Raw genomic sequence first — 16,527 nt, 5'->3', positions numbered from 1 at the left:
TCCTGATGACCGAAGCATCAGCCACCGCGTCCATCGAGGTCGGCGTCGATCCGGCGACCGCGTTCAAGGTGTTCACCGAGGACATCGACCTGTGGTGGGTCCGCGGCCCGATCAACTTCTTCGATGCGGCGCGCGCGACCGCAATGCAGATCGAACCGGGTGTCGGCGGACGCATCCTCGAGGTGTACTCGCCGCCGGACGACGTCCTCGAACTCGGCAAGATCACCGACTGGGAGCCCGGCGCGCTCTTCGCGTACCGCAGCTCGGTCGACGACACCGAGACCCGGATCGACTTCGAAGCGATCGATGAAGGTTGCCGCGTCACCGTCGTACAGTCGCTGCTCCCGGGTGGCGAGAAGGCGTTCTACTTCTGGCGCAACGTCATCCACTGGATCCCGGAGTGGCTCGAGCGGCGGCACGACGTGCCGCGTGAGGCCGATCGACTCGCAATCGCCTTGTACTACGAGGATCCGCCCGCAGCCGCCCGCTGGCTGCACAACGCCTTCGGCCTCGAACCCTGGAACGGCAGCGACCCGTCGTGGATCGAGCTGCAGGTCGGGTCGCGCTCGATCATGCTGTTCAAGCTGACGGAGAAGCGTGTCGCCCAGCTGGACCATGCTGTCTGGGTGTACGTCGACGACCTCGACGCCCACTTCGCCCACAGCCAGGAGAACGGCGCCAAGATCCTGTCGGAGATCCACCAGCACGGCTACCGCTCCTACGACGCCGAGGACCTCGAAGGCCACCACTGGACCTTCACCCAAGCCCGCCCCGCCATGCCATGACCGAAGAGCCACTGGCCGGTGGACGGATGACGCCAGGCGTCGTGCGCGTCGGTCGCACCGTACGCCGCCCTGCCGGTCCGCTGACCGCAGAACTCCTGCATTTGCTGGAAGAACGAGGCTTCACCGCCGCCCCGAAGCACCTCGGCGTCGACGAGTCCGGCCGCGAGATACTCACGTACCTAGACGGTTGGGTACCCGCCCGCTTCCAACGCTGGTCCGACGAGCAGGTCGCCGGAGCGGGCTCGTTGTTGCGCGCCTTCCACGACGCCACCCGCAACAGCCGCTTGGCAGCCACGCACCCCGTCATCTGCCACCACGACCCAGGCCCCAACAACTTCGTCTTCCAGAACGATCTCCCAGCCGCCCTCATCGACTTCGACTTGGCCGCTCCCGGCGACCCGCTCGAAGACGTCGGGTACGCCGCCTGGACCTGGTGCATAGCCTCCAAACACGGCGACCCCGTGCGCCAGGCTCACCAGGTCCGCGTCCTGGCAGACGCCTACGGCCTACCCGCCGCCGACCGTGCACACCTCATCCACGCCACCCTCACCCGCCAACTCCAGAACGCCGACTTCTGGACTCGAACCCCCTGTGACCCAGCCGATGCAGCCGAACGCATCGCCTGGTCCCACCGCGAACACAACTTCACAGCCGCCAACCGCGACACCTTCGAAGCGGCGCTGGCGACAAGCCTGCCCGCGTAGCACGCCGGGGGCGTTTACAGGCGGCCGGCCTTCTTCAGCGACAGGTAGGTGTCGGCGAGGGTGGGGGCTATGTGGTCGGGGTTTTCGTCGACTACCGTGACGCCGGCGCGGGTGAGGGTGGCGGTGAGGCGGTCTCGGTCGAGGCGGGTGCGGGCGGCGGATGCTGCGGCGTAGACCTCAGGTAGGTCGGTGCGGGCGGACTCGAGTTCGGTCAGGCGCGGGTCGGCCACCGACGCCAGTACTACGACGTGCCGCCGTAGGAGCGGGCCGATGACAGGCAGCAAGGACTCCTCGATGACGGCAGGGTCCAGACCGGTCAGCAACACCACGAGCGACCGCTGACCCAACCGCTCCAGCACCTGCGACACAACAATGCGGAAGTCCGTCTGCACGAGCTCGGCCTGGACGTTCGCCAGCGCGTTCACGAACGACGGCAGCACATCCTGCGGTGCGGGACGCCGTACGTCGGCACGCACCGCGCTGTCGCATGCCAGCAACGAAACCCGGTCCCCGGCCCGCGTGGCCAACGCGGCCAGGAGCAACGCGGCGTCCATCGCATGGTCCAGCCGCGGCGCATCCCCGACCCGCCCCGCAGACAACCGACCGGAGTCGATCACGATGACGACCTGCCGATCCCGCTCCGGCCGCCAGGTCCGCAGTACGACGTTCCCGCGCCGAGCCGTGGCCCGCCAGTCGATGCTGCGTACGTCGTCCCCAGGCACATAGTCGCGCAGCGAATCGAACTCCGTCCCCTGCCCGCGCACCAACAACGCAGTACGCCCGTCCAGCTCCCGCAACCGCGCCAACCGCGAAGGCAGATGCTTCCGGCTCTTGTACGGCGGCAAAGCACGCACCGTCCACGGCACCTCGTGCGATCCCTGCCGCCCCGCGAACCCCATCGGCCCGAACGCCCGCACAGTCACCCGCACCGCATGCCGATCGCCCCGCCGAGTCGGCACCAGATGCGTCACCAACCGCCGACGCTCGCCAGACGGCAGGTCCAGCTTGTGCGGCGGGTCCTGTACGCCGGCCGAAGGCGGCCAGGCGTCCCGCAACCACCCGCGCACCCGCCGACCCGGGTTCGTCACCAGCAACTGCACAACGGCCTGCTCACCAAGCCGTACGGCGTTGTCCCCGTTCCGGCTGAACTGCAGCCGCCGTGGCGAACCGGCCAGCAGCATGTCGACCCCACACACCACCAGCACAACGGCAACGACCAGACCGACCCCAGTCCACGACGGCATCACCAGGGCAACGAACACCACGCCGGCCGCAGCCAGCACCCCAGCCCGCCCGGTGAGCACCATCAGCGCGGCACCGGCACCGTGGCGAGAACGCTCTCCAGTACGGCGTCCGCGCTCACACCCTCGAGCTCGGCCTCAGGGCGGACCTGGACTCGATGCCGAAGGCAAGGACGCGCCATCGCCTTCACATCATCCGGAATCACGTAGTCCCGCCCGGACAGCCACGCCCACGCCCGCGACACCGCCAGCAACGCAGTAGCGCCACGCGGCGACACCCCGAGCTGCAGCGACGGAGACTGCCGCGTCGCACGGCACAGGTCCACCACATAGGCCAGTACGTCGTCCCGCACCGCAACCCGCCGTACTGCGTTCTGTCCGGCCAGCAAATCCTCCGGTCCGGCCACCGGGCGTAGCCCAGCCGCCTCCAGGTCCCGCGGATCGAACCCCTGTGCATGACGGGCGAGTACTGCGATCTCCGCATCGCGCGGCGGGATGTCCAGCGTCACCTTGAGCAGGAACCGGTCCAGCTGGGCCTCCGGTAACGGATAGGTGCCCTCGTACTCGACGGGGTTCTGCGTCGCGGCCACGACGAACGGCATGGGCAGCTTGCGCGGCTCACCGTCCACGGTGACCTGTCGCTCTTCCATTGCCTCCAGCAACGCCGCCTGCGTCTTCGGCGGTGTCCGGTTGATCTCGTCCGCCAGCAGGATGTTCGTGAACACCGGCCCGGGACGGAACTCGAACTCCGAGGTCTTCGCGTCGTACACCAGCGAACCGGTGACATCACCCGGCATCAGGTCCGGGGTGAACTGCACGCGCTTGGTGTTCAGCCGCATTGCCATCGACAGTGCTCGCACCATCAGCGTCTTCGCCGTACCAGGCACGCCCTCCAGCAGCACGTGGCCGCGGCAGAGCAGGGCGAGCACCAGTGCGGTCACCGCAGTGTCCTGGCCGACCACCGCCTTGCCGATCTCGGTCCGCAGCGCGACCAGCGCCAGCCGGGCCTGTTCGGCGGTGACTTCGGTAGTCGTCACGGTTTCCGTACCTCCTGCGTCAGTACGTCGAGTTCATGGGACAAAGACATCAGAGCAGCGTCAGAGAGCGGCGGCAGGCCGTAGAGCAGTTCGTACAGCATGATTGGGTCCCGCCCCGTCCGCGCGGCCACTGTCGCCACGACTGCCGACGGATCGGCCCGCCGTGGGATGCCGTGCGCCTTGTGCAGCTGGCCGAGCGCTGACTCGCGCAGTGCCGCCGCAGCGCGGTCCCGAGCCCGTGAGCGTCGATAGAGCCGGGCCCGGCCCTCCGTCGTCTCCGCCGCGTGCACGATCACCGGCAGCCGCTCAGCCACGACCGGACCGAGCCGCCGTCCACGCCAGATCGCCACGACCAGTACTGCGAACGCCAACGCCCATGCGATGTAGCGAACATCCGGCGGAATCAGCGGCGCACCACCGGAGTCACCGGTGCCGGTGCCCGTCGACTCGAACTGCGGCAGGTACCAGGTCAGGTCCTGGTGCGTGCCGATCAGGTCGAGCGCCAGTGCGGCGTTGCCATCGTCGGCCAGCTGAGCGTTGGTGAACGACGTCGGCGTACCGACAACATCGACAATCCGGTCGCCGACCTCCAATCGGACCACGGTGTTGTTGATGCCATCGCCGTAGCAGGCGACGGCCGCTGGGGGTGCGCTGTACGTCGGCCCGCTGACAGTGACCGTGCCTGCTCGAACGGCGGCCGGCAGGTCGCACCCAGCCTCTCGACTGCGTGACGACAACACATCGCCCGTCTGCTGCACACCCGGCGCCAGGATCTCCAGCGCTCGGCTACCGGGCCGAATGAGCACCAGGTGGCTCCAGCGAGCCTGAGCGATCCGCTCTAGGTCAGGGCGACCGAGCGAGCCGGCCGGGCCGATGATGAGCGCCTTGCCCTCACCTGGCTGTACGGCGTCGTCCAGCGTCTCGGTGCTGTGGACGTCGACGCCGTGGTTCTTCAGCAATGCAGCCAGCGCCCGCGCCCCGTCCGAGTCCGTGGAATCCGGACTGAACGGCCCTGACGTCCGTGCCGAGGTAGCGATCAGGACGACGATCGCAGCGAGCACAATCAGCCCAGTCACAAGCAGTGGCGTCCTCAGCACTCGCCAGCTCTCACCGGCGCTCCGCCCGAGCGGCGTGCTCATACACTCACCCGAGCAGTCCGTGCCGCGTCGTCAGCAGCGACAACAGCGGCGTACCGCTCCGGCGTCCCCGGACGGTTGCCGTAGACAACTTCTGTGAAGACGAGCGCGGCCGGCTGCAGCGGTTCCCGCAGTACGGGCGCGATCCGCGAGGCATCGGCAACCACCTCGTACGCCGTACGTCCTGCCCGCTCGTCGAGCACGGTCCGCTCGGTCAGCTCCGCGACGCAGGCGCGGAACCGGCTGCGGATCGCCTGCGCGTAGTCCCCGGACGCAACCTCCCGCTCCGCCAGCGCGCGGTACTCCGCCGCGCTGGCGGCCCGGGCTGTGTCGAAAACGGCCTGCGACTTCACTCTGCGGCTGGTGCGCAGTACTCCGGCTCGCCAGAGGACTACGAGCACCACCAGCACGAGCAAAGCGATCAGCATGGCCAGACCGGCGTGCCCGTTAGGAGATGAGCCGGTCAGGCTGTTCAGCAGGTCGCCGATCCAGTCCAGCACCTTGCCAATCGCCCTCTGGATCAGCGAACCGCCGGAGTCCCGGTACGTCGACTTGGACAGCTCCTCGGCCGCCTCGCGCGCGGCGCGCTCCCTGTCGATGTCGACGGGCGGCTCGTGCAGGAAAAGGATCACGCAGTCTCCTCGACGCGCAGGGCCGGACGCATCCACAGGTCGAGACCTTCCCGCCGTACCCGAAGATCCAGGTAGATCAGGGCCTGTACGGCGGACATGAAGGCCAGGCTCGCGATCAGCGTCATCAGCGTGAGGATCCCCACGGCCACACTGACGACAACGGCCACCACCGTCGCCCCGGAGCTGTCGGCCCACGAGCCGAGCGTGAGAACCAGGGCCGTGATCCCGAACTGCAGCGCGTAGCCGATGATCTGCACGACCAGCCCGCCGAACAGCAGAATCCCGAACACCCTCCAGAACTTGCCCTTCACCAGCTGCCAGGACCGCCGCAGCGCTCCCCAGACACCGACCCGGACGGGAATGTAGAGGCCGATGTCCGGCGCGTGCCGGCCCTCCATCAGTACGACGGTCCCGGCCAGCACCAGCCTGATCCCGAAGACCAGCACGAGGACGCCGCCGACCAGCATCATCACGACGGCCACCGCACCGGCCGCGTCGGACGAGATGGCCGCGTCCGCGCCGGCACCGATCCCGAGTACTGCGAGGCCCCAGCCGCCGATCAGCAGCATGAACGACAGCGACTGCATCAGACCGACAACAGCCAGTGCCGGCAGCGCTGGTCGCACCAGCCGCATCAGTTCACGCGGACCGACCCGGTGCGCCAGCTGACTCCGCACCGCGGCCAGAGCGATGATTCCGGACAGCATGCTCGACACGACCGAGAACAGGACCACCTGGACGCCGTACGTGAGCAGAAGGGCCGCACCGGCCTGTCCGAACGGGTCGTCGGAGCCGAAGAACCCGGGAAGCCCACCCGGTACGGCGACCTCGGTCAGCACGGCCTGCACCGCGACCAGTGCGATCCCGGCGAGCACCGGAAGGCCGAGCATGATCGTCTTGTTGTCGGAGATCGTCCGGGCGGCGTTGTCGAGCAGATCCGCCGGCAACCACGGCCGCAGCGGCTCGGTGGCCACGTCGTCGTGCAGGTGCATGTTCTGCTCGGCCACTGCGTCCCTCCTCCCCGGATGAAGCCCCTGAACCGTCCTACGGCCCGGCACGTGAGTTGTGGTGAACCCCGGCCGTGCACCATGATCCCGGATGATCACAGCCCAACTCGGGGGTCACACGGCGATCCGGCGTGTGCACTACCAGGGGAATGGGACACTATCCGTAGTGCGTACGGCCTGGCACCCCGCCGGGCGCACACCGATCGGTCGGGACCGGACGGCAAACGGATCGGCAAACGGAGCGGCAAGGAGTAGGGCGTGGCAGACGGTAACCGGACGATGCGGGGCCGCATCCTCATCGTCGACGACGACACCGCGTTGTCGGAGATGCTCAGCATCGTGCTGCGCAACGAAGGCTACGACACCTATCTGGTCGCAACCGGTGACAAGGCGGTACCGGCATTCCGGGAGTTCAAGCCCGATCTGCTGCTGCTCGACCTGATGCTGCCCGGGATGGACGGGATCGACGTCTGCCGGGCGATCCGGGCCGAGTCCGGCGTGCCGATCGTGATGCTGACCGCCAAGAGCGACACCGTGGACGTGGTGCTCGGCCTGGAGTCCGGCGCCGACGACTACGTCGTGAAGCCGTTCAAGCCGAAGGAGCTGGTGGCCCGGATCCGGGCCCGGCTGCGCCGGATGGACGAGCCCGGTCCGGAGTCGCTGACGATCGGCGACCTCACCATCGACGTGGCCGGCCACTCGGTGAAGCGGGCCGGCGAGACGATCCAGCTGACGCCGCTGGAGTTCGACCTGCTGGTCTGCCTGGCGTCGAAGCCCTGGCAGGTGTTCACCCGCGAGGTGCTGCTGGAGCAGGTCTGGGGCTACCGCCACGCGGCCGACACCCGGCTGGTGAACGTGCATGTCCAGCGGCTGCGCTCCAAGATCGAGAAGGACCCTGAGCACCCGGAGATCGTGGTCACGGTCCGCGGGGTCGGATACAAGGCGGGTGCGGACTGATCGAGTACGGACGCGGCCAAGAGTCGCAGGCTGCCACTGGTGACCCGGCAACCGACCCGGTAGCCGAGCAGCACACCGGACAACACACCGGGCAGCACGCTGGTCCACAGCAGGCGCAGTCGACGGCACCTCAGGAGCAGGAGGCGCCGGGGTCCCGCGGGACGGAGCTCGAACTGACCGTCACCGCGGCGGACTGGTCTGCCCAGCCGCAGCCGATCTGGCGGACGCATCCCAAGCACTGGCCCGACATCTGGCGCCGCTCCATCCAGGCCCGGATCGTCACCGGCACCTTGCTGATGTCGACGCTGGTCCTGATCCTGGTCGGCTGGGTGATGATGAGCCAGGTGACCGACGGCGTCCTCGAGTCACGTCGCACCAGCGCCCAGGCCGAAGTCCGGGCGCAGCTGGCACAGCTGTCGATCACGATCGACGCCGCGAACCGCAACACCATCAACCAGCAGTTGTCCGAGCTGGTCCTCGGCTCCAACCGCCCTGGTCTGTACGACGTTCTGCTGGTCCCGACCGACCAGGCGGCCTCCAACGCGATCCGCTACACCGGCCTGGTCGACAGCGACTCGATCCCGGAGGCCCTGGCGTCCTCGGTGATGAGCGACGACTCGAAGCTGTGGGACACCTACACCGAGATCAACTACCGCGATGCGCCCAGCGTGCCAGGGCTGGTGATCGGCTCGCAGATCCGGATCAACTCCACCGGCGACCGGTACGCGATCTACTTCCTCTTCCCGCTCACCGCGCAGCAGGAGACGCTCGACGTCGTACAGCGCGCTCTGGTGACCGCAGGTCTGCTCCTGATCGTTCTGCTCGGTGCTATCGCCTGGCTGGTCACCCGGCAGGTCGTCACGCCGGTCCGGATGGCACGGCGGATCGCTGAGCGGCTCGCGGCAGGCAAGCTCGAGGAGCGGATGCAGGTCCGGGGGACGGACGACCTCGCTCGCCTGGCGGTGTCGTTCAACAAGATGGCCTCCAACCTGCAGCGGCAGATCCGCCGGCTGGAGGAGCTGTCCCGGCTGCAGCGCCGGTTCGTCTCCGACGTCTCCCACGAGCTGCGGACCCCGCTGACCACCGTCCGCATGGCCGCCGACCTGCTGCACGAGACCCGCGACCAGTTCGACCCGATCAGCCGTCGCTCGGTCGAACTGCTGCAGAACGAGCTCAACCGGTTCGAGGAGCTGCTCGCCGACCTGCTGGAGATCAGCAGGTTCGACGCGGGCGCTGCTGCCCTCGACCTGGAGGACGTCGACCTGCGCGACATCGTCAGCCGGGTACTGGAGAACCACGAGACCCTGCTGCACCGCAAGGGCTGCGAGGTCCAGCTGGACATGCGGGAGCCGTGCCGCGCCAAGGTGGACTCGCGCCGGATCGAGCGGATCTTGCGCAACCTGATCGGCAACGCCATCGAGCACAGCGAAGGCCTGCCGATCCGGATCAGCACGGCGTACGACGAGGACGCTGCCGCCGTGGCCGTCCGCGACCACGGTGTCGGGTTCCGCCCCGAGGAAGCGGAGATGGTGTTCAGCCGGTTCTGGCGGGCCGACCCGGCCCGTGCCCGGACCACCGGAGGCACCGGCCTCGGACTGTCGATCGCACTCGAGGACGCCCGGCTGCACGGCGGTCGGCTCGACGCCTGGGGTTCACCGGGCGACGGTGCGTACTTCCGGCTCACGCTGCCGCGCCGGCCGGATACGGCGCTCACCGGTTCGCCGCTGCCGCCCCGGCCGCCTGACGCCACCCGCGTCGTGACCGAGCTCGTCGACGTCGGAGCGCCGTACCAGAAGCTGAACGGCGGTGAGGACCGGTGAGGCACAGGTTGCTCGTGGTCCTGCTGGCCGCCATAGCACTGCTCGCGGGCTGCGCCGCCGTACCCACCAAGGGCACTATCCGCAGCGGGGAACGGCAGGGACGCGCACAGGACCTCGGCGGTGTCGGTGTCGAGGCGAAGCCGCCGCGGGCGAACGTCAGCGAGATGGCGATCGTCAGCGGGTTCCTGGAGGCCATGTCGGACTCGCAGGCCTTCGACGTCGCCCGGCAGTACATGACGCCGGAAGCGGCGGCGAAGTGGCAACCCGAAGCGCAGACCGTGGTCTACGACCAGAGTCCCGAGTCGCTCACGCGCGTGGGTGACGGGGTCAAGCTGACCGCCTTGAAGATCGCCACCATCGGCGAGCGCGGTGAGTGGATCCCCGCGGCGGCTACCGACCGGGCCGACTTCTTCTTCAAGCTGAAGAAGATCGACGGGCAGTTCCGCGTCGACTCGGTCCCGCCGGGTGCGTACCTCGGCAGCAACCAGGTCGACCTGAAGCTAGCGCCTCGCGACCTGTACTTCTTCAATCCGAGCCTCAAGATCCTGGTGCCCGACCCGGTCTACCTGCCGCAGAACCTCTCACCCGGCCAGGGCGCGACGCAGCTGATCCAGGAGCTGCTGAAAGGCCCGACCAGCCGGCTCGGCAACGGCGTGGTCACCCTGGCCCCGCCGGGTACCGAGGTGCAGGTGTCTGTGCCAGTCGACTTCGGCGTGGCCACTGTGGCGCTCAACGACACCGCGGGCGCGTTGCGAGACCAGGACCGCCGGCTGCTGGCCGCTCAGATCGTCTGGACGCTGAACCAGCTCAACCTCCGGGCCAAGATCACCGTCGGCGGTGCACCGCTGCTCCCGGACGACCCGGACGTGCTGCCGTTCGCCAACTTCAACCAGTTCGACCCGCAGGTGTCGGCCGGGTCCCAGACCAAGCTGTACGGCTTGCAGCGCCAGAAGGTGCAGCGGATCGTCGGCATGGACGGGGCCTCCGACATCGCCGCCCAGCCGCTCAATTCCAGTCCGCTGTGGGCGCACAAGGCCCAGTCGTTCGCGGTCAGCTTGCGCGGTGAAGCCGGGGCGATCGTCACCGCGGCCGGGAACGAGGTCCTGTACGGGCCGCTGGACACCACCGACAAGGACGCCAACGCCATCCCGATCAAGGTCGAGGGCCAGACGCTGCAGCCGAGCTTCGACAACCAGGACAGCCTGTGGATCCTGGACCGGGCCACCGCGCCGCACCCGCGGCTGCGGGTCCGCGATCACGACGGCCGGCTGACCTCGGTGGCGGTCGACTTCAAGGGCGACATCCCGCTCGACCTGCGGATGGCGCCTGACGGTGTCCGGGCCCTCCTGGTGATGAAACCGAAGTCCGGCGGCCAGAACTACGTGCAGACCGGCACGATCCAGACCACCGGCAGTGGCAAGCAGCTGGTGCTCACACAGCTCCGTCAGCTGCGGCTGGCGCTCAACAACATCACCGACGCGGCCTGGAACAAGCAGGGCATCGTGGTCATCGGAGCCAGCAACCTGACCAGCAACTCGGTCCGGCAGGCCTGGCTGGTCAACACCGACGGCTCCAGCCTGCAGCTGCTGCCCGGTTCGACGCCGGACTTCAGGCCGCAGTACGTCGCCTCGAACCCGAACAAGGACACCCTGCCGGTGATCGAGGACGACGTCGGCCGGATCCACTGGCTCAGCCGGGACCTGATCTGGGTCTCGCCCGACTCCGTCGGCGGCGGCCCGGCGGCGATCACCCCGACGTACCCCGGCTGACAGTTGTCCACAGGCCGGCGGCCGGGTGGTTGCGGTCGGCGGCCGGTTCGCGGATGGTGGTGCGGTGCCGGTCCGGGACGCGTTCGTGGATCTCGTCCTGGGCGGCCGGTGCGCGGGCTGCGATCGGCCCGGTGTAACTCTCTGTGATGGTTGCCGGGGGCTACTGACGACGCTGACTCCGTTCCGTGCATGGCCCGATCCGCCCCCGCCCGGACTCCGTACGCCGACCGCCGCCGCGCCGTACGCCGGGGAGCTGCGCGCGCTGATCTTGGCCCACAAGGAGCACGCCCGGTACGCCCTCGCGAAGCCGCTCGGCCGGTTGCTGGCGAGCGTCGTCCGGACCGCACTGGGGGACCGGCAGGCGACCTGGTTGTGCCCGGTGCCGTCGTCACCGGCAACGGTCCGGCAGCGCGGGCACGATCCGCTCCGGCGGATTACGAAGGCTGCCGTCAGATCCCTGCGGAGACAGGGAATCGACGCCCGCCCGGCCGACGCGCTGCGCGTCGTACGGCGGCCCGAGGACCAGGCCGGGCTGTCCGCGGAACGCCGTACCGCCAACCTGGACGGGGCTTTCGGGCTGCGTTCGCGCTGGGCTGAAACGCTGATCGATCAACCGGTCTTGCTGGTCGACGACGTGATCACCACCGGTTCCACGCTCAGCGAAGCCTGCCGTGCCTTGGAATCCCGGGGAATCCCGGTCCTCGGCTGCGCCGTTCTGGCCGCGACCCAACGGCTGCCGCCGTCTGGTTCATGAGAACTTCCCTACCGGTTTTCGCCGAAGCCGACTAGCGTTGGCCTATGACACCCGCAGGGGCTTGTCGGGCAGTGGAGTGGCGCAGGACCGGATCAGCCGGATTCCTGGCCGCGGAGTCCGACCGGCTCGACCGCGGGTGTTCTCGTTTCGGGCGCCCCAATCGCCACCGACAGAGCGAGGACACGAAAGATGGGGGCCCGCTGACGTAACAGAGAGTCGCCGATCGATGGAGGTTTCCGTGGACGTCGTTGTCAAGGGTCATCACTGCGAGGTCAGTGACCGCTTCCGGCAGTACGTCGAGGAAAAACTCGAACGGATCGAGAAGGTCGATCACCGGGTACTGCGTTGCGAGGTGGAAGTCAGCCAGGAAAAGAACCCGCGACAGCACGATCGGGCGATGCGTGTCGAGCTCACCATGTACACCAAGGGACCCGTGGTCCGCGCAGAAGCCTGCGGCGAGACCAAGCAGGCGGCATTCGACGTCTGTCTGGACCGGCTCCGGTCCCAGGTCCGCAAGGCGGCCGATCGCCGCCGGGTGCACCGCGGTGAGCGCGGCCCGGAGGGCCTGCGGCACGTGAACGCGAAGCAGCCGCTCAACGGCGCTGCACCGGTAGTGGAGGAACCAGTCGCCGAGGACGAAGTGGCGACACACAAGTACGGATCTGTCCTGGTCACCGGCGAAGGACCGCTGGTGATGCGGGAGAAGACCCACACCGCCAAGCCGATGACCCTGGACCAGGCGCTCTACGAGCTCGAACTGGTCGGGCACGACTTCTACCTGTTCGTCGACGCCGACGAGAACCAGCCCTGCGTCGTCTACCGTCGCCGCGGCTACGACTACGGCGTGATCCGCCTGGCCGTCTAGAGTCGCTCGCGAGCGGCAGGAAAACGGGAGGAATTACCCAGGATCGCGGGCCGGGCAAACCCGGCCCGCGGTCTTTTTCACGCCGCTTTGACGGTTGTTCCGAGAATGACGAATCAGTCATCGGCGGCACCCGCGCAGCCCTTTCCCGAGGTGTGCGTGGCGGCGTAGTTTCCCAGCGTCCGGAAGGATTCCTGGTACCTGGGAGCCGGTTGTCATGTCTCGCCACACCGTCTCGGCGCGCGTCCACGGGCCGCTGTCCAGGTTCGCGTGGTTCGTGCTCTACCTGGACATCCTGCTGATCCCGCTGGCGCTCGCCTGGGGCGCAATCGGACCGGTGGAGTCGAGTGTGGGCGGTGCGGTCGAGCTCAGCGCCGGGCTGGTCGCCTTCTCGGCCCTCGTGGTGGCCGTCGTGCTGCCCGCGCGGCTACCCATGCTGATTTCGGCGTTCGGGATCGAGACCATCCTGACCGTGCACCGGTTCATCGCGCTGGTCGCCGTGGTGCTCGTGTTCGTGCATCTGGTCGCGGTGCTGATCTTCGATCCGCGCCACCTGTCGATCCTCGCGGTCTGGCACACGACCAGGGCGGCGCGGGCGGCGGTGACGTCGACGGTGGCGCTGGTGCTGATCGTCGTACTGGCCATGCGGCGGGCCCGGCTGCAGCCGCGGTACGAAGGCTGGCGATTGGTGCACAACGGGCTGGTCGCGGTGGTTCTGGCCACCGCCTGGCTCCATGTCTGGTGGTTGCGGCATCTCGTCTCGCACACCCTGCTGGCCGTCTGGTTCGTCCTTTCCGGCGTGCTGGTGGCAGGGCTGGCCGCGCGCCGGTGGATCTGGCTTCCGATCCGTGCCCGCCGCTACGCGTACGTCGTGGTCTCGGTGCGGCCGGTGCCGGGCGACGGCGTCACGCTGGTGATCCAGGCGGACCGCCACCCCGGGCTGCCGTTCGTCGCCGGGCAGTTCGTCTGGCTGAAGATCGGTTCGACCCCCTTCGTGTTCGAGGAACATCCGTTCAGCATCGCGTCGACGGCCGAGCACCCGGACCGGATGGAGTTCACCATCAAGGCGCTCGGGGACTTCACCGAGCTGCTGGTCGGGCTGCGACCGGGCCGTCGTGTCTACCTGGACGGCCCGTACGGCGGATTCACCATGAGCGGTCTCGACAGCGTGCCGGGATTCGTGCTGATCGCGGCCGGTGTCGGCATCACCCCGCTGCTGAGCATGCTCCGGACGATGGCCGACCGGGAGGATCGACGCCCGGTCCGGCTGATCGTCTCAGCGCGTCGGCCGCAGGACCTGATGCTGCTCCCGGAGGTGGAAGAGGTCCGGGCTCGGCTGAACCTCAAGGTGGTCGAGGTGGTCAGCGAACCCGGACCGGGGTGGACCGGTGAGACCGGGCGGATCAACCACGGCGTACTCAGCCGCTGTCTCCCGCGCCGGCCACACCGGCTGCACTACTTCCTGTGCGGCCCGCAACCGATGGTCACCTCGGTCAGCCACGACCTCGCCGCCCTGGGTGTCCCGCTGCGCCGCATCCACACCGAACGCTTCGGTGCGGTCTAGCTGTCGATCTGTGCCTGCAGCTCGGCCGCGTACGTCGCGACCTCGGCGTACACGCCCGGGTTGCCGGCGTCCGCGCAGCCGACGCCCCAGGAGACGACGCCGAACAGACGGCCGTTCAGGACCAGCGGGCCGCCGGAATCGCCCTGGCAGGAGTCCTTGCCGCCTTCCTCGTAGCCGGCGCAGATCTCGCCGTCGGCGGTGTAGCCCTCGCTGGCGTACGCCTTCCCGCAGTACGCGTCACCCAGCACCGGCACGTCGACCTTCTGGAAAGTGTCCTCAGGTCCGGTGCCCTCCGTGGAGCCCCAGCCGTAGACGACTGAGGCCGCACCGGCCGCGTCGGCTGTCTTGTCGGTGTTCAGCGGCAGCGTGTCCACGCCGTCGAACGGGGTCGCCAGCGTCATCACGGCGACGTCGTGAGCCGGAGACTTGCCGTACTCCGGGTCCACCGAGATGCTGGCGATCCTGGACGTCTTGCCGGCGGACTGGGTCAGCACGTCGCGGCCCTGGATCGCTGTGTACGTGCTGACTGCCTCCTGCGCGCAGTGCGCGGCGGTGACGATCTTGTCTGCCTTGACCAGCGTCGAGCCGCACCACTGGCCGCTCGGGGACGGTGAGCCGCTGTTGTTCAGGGCGACGGCCCAGGGTGTGTCCGCGGTGTGCGCGACGGTGCCGCCGACGATCCGGGTCGTGGGTCGGTCGGGCGACTGCGCGGCCGACGCGGAGCCGGCTACAGCCACCGCACCGAGGGACGCCGCGGTCAGTACGCCGGCCGCCAGGGCAGCGCGGACCACCTGCTTGTTTCCTGTCATGCCTCACTCCAGGGAGATAGGGGCCACGCGGGCGGGTGGCCTCCTCGCAGGCTCTCCCGAACACCGTCCGTAGCGCACCTCCCACTTTCGGTAACTCCGGAGTTATGTCCGACGCGCAGGAGCCGACTTTGAGCACCCACCAACCGTTCCGGCGCCGCGGAAACGGTTGGTGGGTGCTCAAAGTCGGGGTGGCGGGGAATGTCGGTGGTGCCGGGCAGAATTCGGTACATGACGACGCAGCTCCAGCTCTCGACGGCTCAGGCGCGCCGGGTGGCGCTCGCGGCTCAGGGGTTCACGGATCCCAGGCCCAAGGGCACTCCGGACATGCGAGCCCTGGGCCGGGTGCTGAGCCGCATCGGGCTGATCCAGATCGACTCGGTCAACGTGCTGAGCCGCACGCAGTACCTGCCGCTCTACTCCCGTCTCGGTCCGTATCCGCGCGACCTGCTCGATCGGGCCGCCGGCAAGGCGCCGCGACGACTGGTGGAGTACTGGGCGCACGAGGCGTCGCTGATCCCGGTCGACACACATCCGCTGATGCGCTGGCGGATGGCGCGGGCGACGACCGAGGCCTGGGGTGGTCCGCGGTCGATCGCGAAGGAACGGCCGGATCTGGTGAAGCAGGTGCTGGCCGACGTCCGCGACCACGGTCCGTTGACCGCCCGGGAGATCGACGACGACGTCGAGCGCACCAAGGACAACTGGGGCTGGAACTGGTCCGACGTGAAGCGGGCGCTCGAGTTCCTGTTCTTCGCCGGTGACATCACGGTGGCCCGCCGCAACCAGCAGTTCGAGCGGCTGTACGACGTACCGGAGCGGGTGCTGCCCCGCGATGTCGTGGAGACGCCGACCCCGACGCTCGACGAAGCGCACCGTGGCCTGGTCTCGATCGCGGCGCGGGCTCACGGGGTCGCGACGGCGCAGTGTCTGCGGGACTACTTCCGGACCGCGCCGGGGCCGACGCTGCAGGCGATCGCAGAGCTGGTCGAGGAGGGCGAGCTGGTCCCCGTCCGGATCGACGGCTGGAAGCGCCCGGCGTACTTGCACAAGGACGCCCGGCTGCCGCGCCGGGTGAACACGCGAGCCCTGGTCAGCCCGTTCGACTCGCTGGTGTTCGAGCGCACGCGGACCGAGGTGCTGTTCGACTTCCGGTACCGGATCGAGATCTACGTCCCGGCGGAGAAGCGCATCTACGGGTACTACGTGCTGCCCTTCCTGCTGGGTGATCGGCTGGTCGCCCGGGTGGACCTCAAGGCCGACCGCGCCGGCGGCGTGCTGCTGGTCCAGTCGGCGCACGCCGAGCCGAAGGCGCCGGTGGAGACCGCCGAGGAGCTGGCCGCGGAGCTGGTCCAGCTGGCCGGCTGGCTCGGGCTGGACCAGGTCAGGGTGGCCGGTGGCGGTGACCTGTCGCCAGCGCTCAGTGACGCCCTGCGAGGATTCTGAGAGCCTG

The 16,527-nt window shown here is 68.8% G+C and carries 15 protein-coding genes; 9 read left to right on the top strand and 6 right to left on the bottom strand.

Going from position 1 to position 16,527, the window contains the following annotated elements:
• The first annotated feature begins 5 nt into the window (after positions 1 to 5).
• Together EV653_RS19435 and EV653_RS19430 are read left to right on the top strand one after the other, a co-directional pair.
• Entirely contained in the window at positions 6 to 785 is a 780-nt protein-coding gene (locus tag EV653_RS19435) for a VOC family protein (RefSeq protein WP_134105158.1), read from the top strand.
• Positions 782 to 1,489 (top strand): phosphotransferase, encoded by a 708-nt coding sequence (locus EV653_RS19430; protein WP_134105157.1) that lies wholly within the window; start codon positions 782 to 784, stop codon positions 1,487 to 1,489. Before EV653_RS19435 ends, EV653_RS19430 begins: the two co-directional genes overlap by 4 nt.
• Before the next feature lie 14 nt (positions 1,490 to 1,503).
• Here EV653_RS19430 and EV653_RS19425 read toward each other — a convergent pair whose 3' ends face one another.
• Genes EV653_RS19425 through EV653_RS19405 form a run of 5 tightly spaced genes read right to left on the bottom strand, consistent with a single transcriptional unit; the run spans position 1,504 to position 6,542 of the window.
• Positions 1,504 to 2,796: a DUF58 domain-containing protein gene (locus EV653_RS19425; RefSeq protein ID WP_134105156.1), complete on the bottom strand. Its 1,293-nt coding sequence runs from the start codon at positions 2,794 to 2,796 to the stop codon at positions 1,504 to 1,506.
• Positions 2,796 to 3,767 carry an AAA family ATPase gene (locus EV653_RS19420; protein WP_134105155.1) on the bottom strand — a complete coding sequence of 324 codons (972 nt, stop codon included), beginning with the start codon at positions 3,765 to 3,767 and terminating at the stop codon, positions 2,796 to 2,798. The genes EV653_RS19425 and EV653_RS19420 overlap by 1 nt, the downstream gene beginning before the upstream one ends.
• On the bottom strand, positions 3,764 to 4,843 hold the full coding sequence (locus EV653_RS19415; RefSeq protein ID WP_238159896.1) for a DUF4350 domain-containing protein: 1,080 nt from the start codon (positions 4,841 to 4,843) through the stop codon (positions 3,764 to 3,766). The genes EV653_RS19420 and EV653_RS19415 overlap by 4 nt, the downstream gene beginning before the upstream one ends.
• Before the next feature lie 59 nt (positions 4,844 to 4,902).
• Positions 4,903 to 5,535 carry a DUF4129 domain-containing protein gene (locus EV653_RS19410; RefSeq protein ID WP_238159895.1) on the bottom strand — a complete coding sequence of 211 codons (633 nt, stop codon included), beginning with the start codon at positions 5,533 to 5,535 and terminating at the stop codon, positions 4,903 to 4,905.
• Positions 5,532 to 6,542: a hypothetical protein gene (locus EV653_RS19405; protein ID WP_238159894.1), complete on the bottom strand. Its 1,011-nt coding sequence runs from the start codon at positions 6,540 to 6,542 to the stop codon at positions 5,532 to 5,534. Before EV653_RS19405 ends, EV653_RS19410 begins: the two co-directional genes overlap by 4 nt.
• 279 nt (positions 6,543 to 6,821) lie before the next feature.
• Here EV653_RS19405 and mtrA point away from each other — a divergent pair, with 279 nt between their 5' ends.
• The 6 genes from mtrA to EV653_RS19375 all read left to right on the top strand — a co-directional run bounded on the left by mtrA (position 6,822) and on the right by EV653_RS19375 (position 14,268).
• Positions 6,822 to 7,499, top strand: coding sequence for an MtrAB system response regulator MtrA (gene mtrA / locus EV653_RS19400; RefSeq protein WP_130445425.1), 678 nt, complete (start codon positions 6,822 to 6,824; stop codon positions 7,497 to 7,499).
• A gap of 173 nt (positions 7,500 to 7,672) precedes the next feature.
• Positions 7,673 to 9,319, top strand: coding sequence for an MtrAB system histidine kinase MtrB (gene mtrB, locus EV653_RS19395; protein WP_255511052.1), 1,647 nt, complete (start codon positions 7,673 to 7,675; stop codon positions 9,317 to 9,319).
• Positions 9,316 to 11,088 (top strand): LpqB family beta-propeller domain-containing protein, encoded by a 1,773-nt coding sequence (locus tag EV653_RS19390; protein ID WP_134105152.1) that lies wholly within the window; start codon positions 9,316 to 9,318, stop codon positions 11,086 to 11,088. The genes mtrB and EV653_RS19390 overlap by 4 nt, the downstream gene beginning before the upstream one ends.
• Before the next feature lie 64 nt (positions 11,089 to 11,152).
• A complete protein-coding gene (locus EV653_RS19385; RefSeq protein ID WP_238159893.1) occupies positions 11,153 to 11,842 on the top strand; it encodes a ComF family protein in 690 nt (229 codons plus the stop codon).
• A 238-nt stretch (positions 11,843 to 12,080) separates the two neighbouring features.
• The gene (gene hpf / locus EV653_RS19380; RefSeq protein WP_202871747.1) at positions 12,081 to 12,707 is read left to right on the top strand and encodes a ribosome hibernation-promoting factor, HPF/YfiA family; all 627 of its coding nucleotides are present in this window, start codon (positions 12,081 to 12,083) and stop codon (positions 12,705 to 12,707) included.
• 214 nt (positions 12,708 to 12,921) lie between these two features.
• Positions 12,922 to 14,268, top strand: coding sequence for a ferredoxin reductase family protein (locus EV653_RS19375; protein WP_134105150.1), 1,347 nt, complete (start codon positions 12,922 to 12,924; stop codon positions 14,266 to 14,268).
• On the opposite strand, the gene EV653_RS19370 is transcribed toward EV653_RS19375, so the two are convergent.
• Entirely contained in the window at positions 14,265 to 15,077 is an 813-nt protein-coding gene (locus EV653_RS19370; RefSeq protein ID WP_134105149.1) for a S1 family peptidase, read from the bottom strand. The two genes, EV653_RS19375 and EV653_RS19370, sit on opposite strands and share 4 nt — an antisense overlap.
• 228 nt (positions 15,078 to 15,305) lie before the next feature.
• Here EV653_RS19370 and EV653_RS19365 point away from each other — a divergent pair, with 228 nt between their 5' ends.
• Entirely contained in the window at positions 15,306 to 16,520 is a 1,215-nt protein-coding gene (locus tag EV653_RS19365) for a winged helix-turn-helix domain-containing protein (RefSeq protein ID WP_134105148.1), read from the top strand.
• Positions 16,521 to 16,527 lie beyond the last annotated feature (7 nt).

The sequence above is a fragment of the Kribbella pratensis genome (assembly GCF_004365355.1).
Classification (GTDB): Bacteria; Actinomycetota; Actinomycetes; order Propionibacteriales; family Kribbellaceae; genus Kribbella.
This window is presented reverse-complemented; position numbering and strand designations above follow the sequence as displayed.

Bases quoted from the DNA above. Each gene is read 5' to 3' on its own strand.
- EV653_RS19435 (WP_134105158.1), top strand. From the start codon at position 6: ATGACCGAAGCATCAGCCACCGCGTCCATCGAGGTCGGCGTCGATCCG.
- EV653_RS19430 (WP_134105157.1), top strand. From the start codon at position 782: ATGACCGAAGAGCCACTGGCCGGTGGACGGATGACGCCAGGCGTCGTG.
- EV653_RS19425 (WP_134105156.1), bottom strand. From the start codon at position 2,796: ATGGTGCTCACCGGGCGGGCTGGGGTGCTGGCTGCGGCCGGCGTGGTG.
- mtrA (WP_130445425.1), top strand. From the start codon at position 6,822: ATGCGGGGCCGCATCCTCATCGTCGACGACGACACCGCGTTGTCGGAG.
- EV653_RS19375 (WP_134105150.1), top strand. From the start codon at position 12,922: ATGTCTCGCCACACCGTCTCGGCGCGCGTCCACGGGCCGCTGTCCAGG.
- EV653_RS19370 (WP_134105149.1), bottom strand. From the start codon at position 15,077: ATGACAGGAAACAAGCAGGTGGTCCGCGCTGCCCTGGCGGCCGGCGTA.
- EV653_RS19365 (WP_134105148.1), top strand. From the start codon at position 15,306: ATGACGACGCAGCTCCAGCTCTCGACGGCTCAGGCGCGCCGGGTGGCG.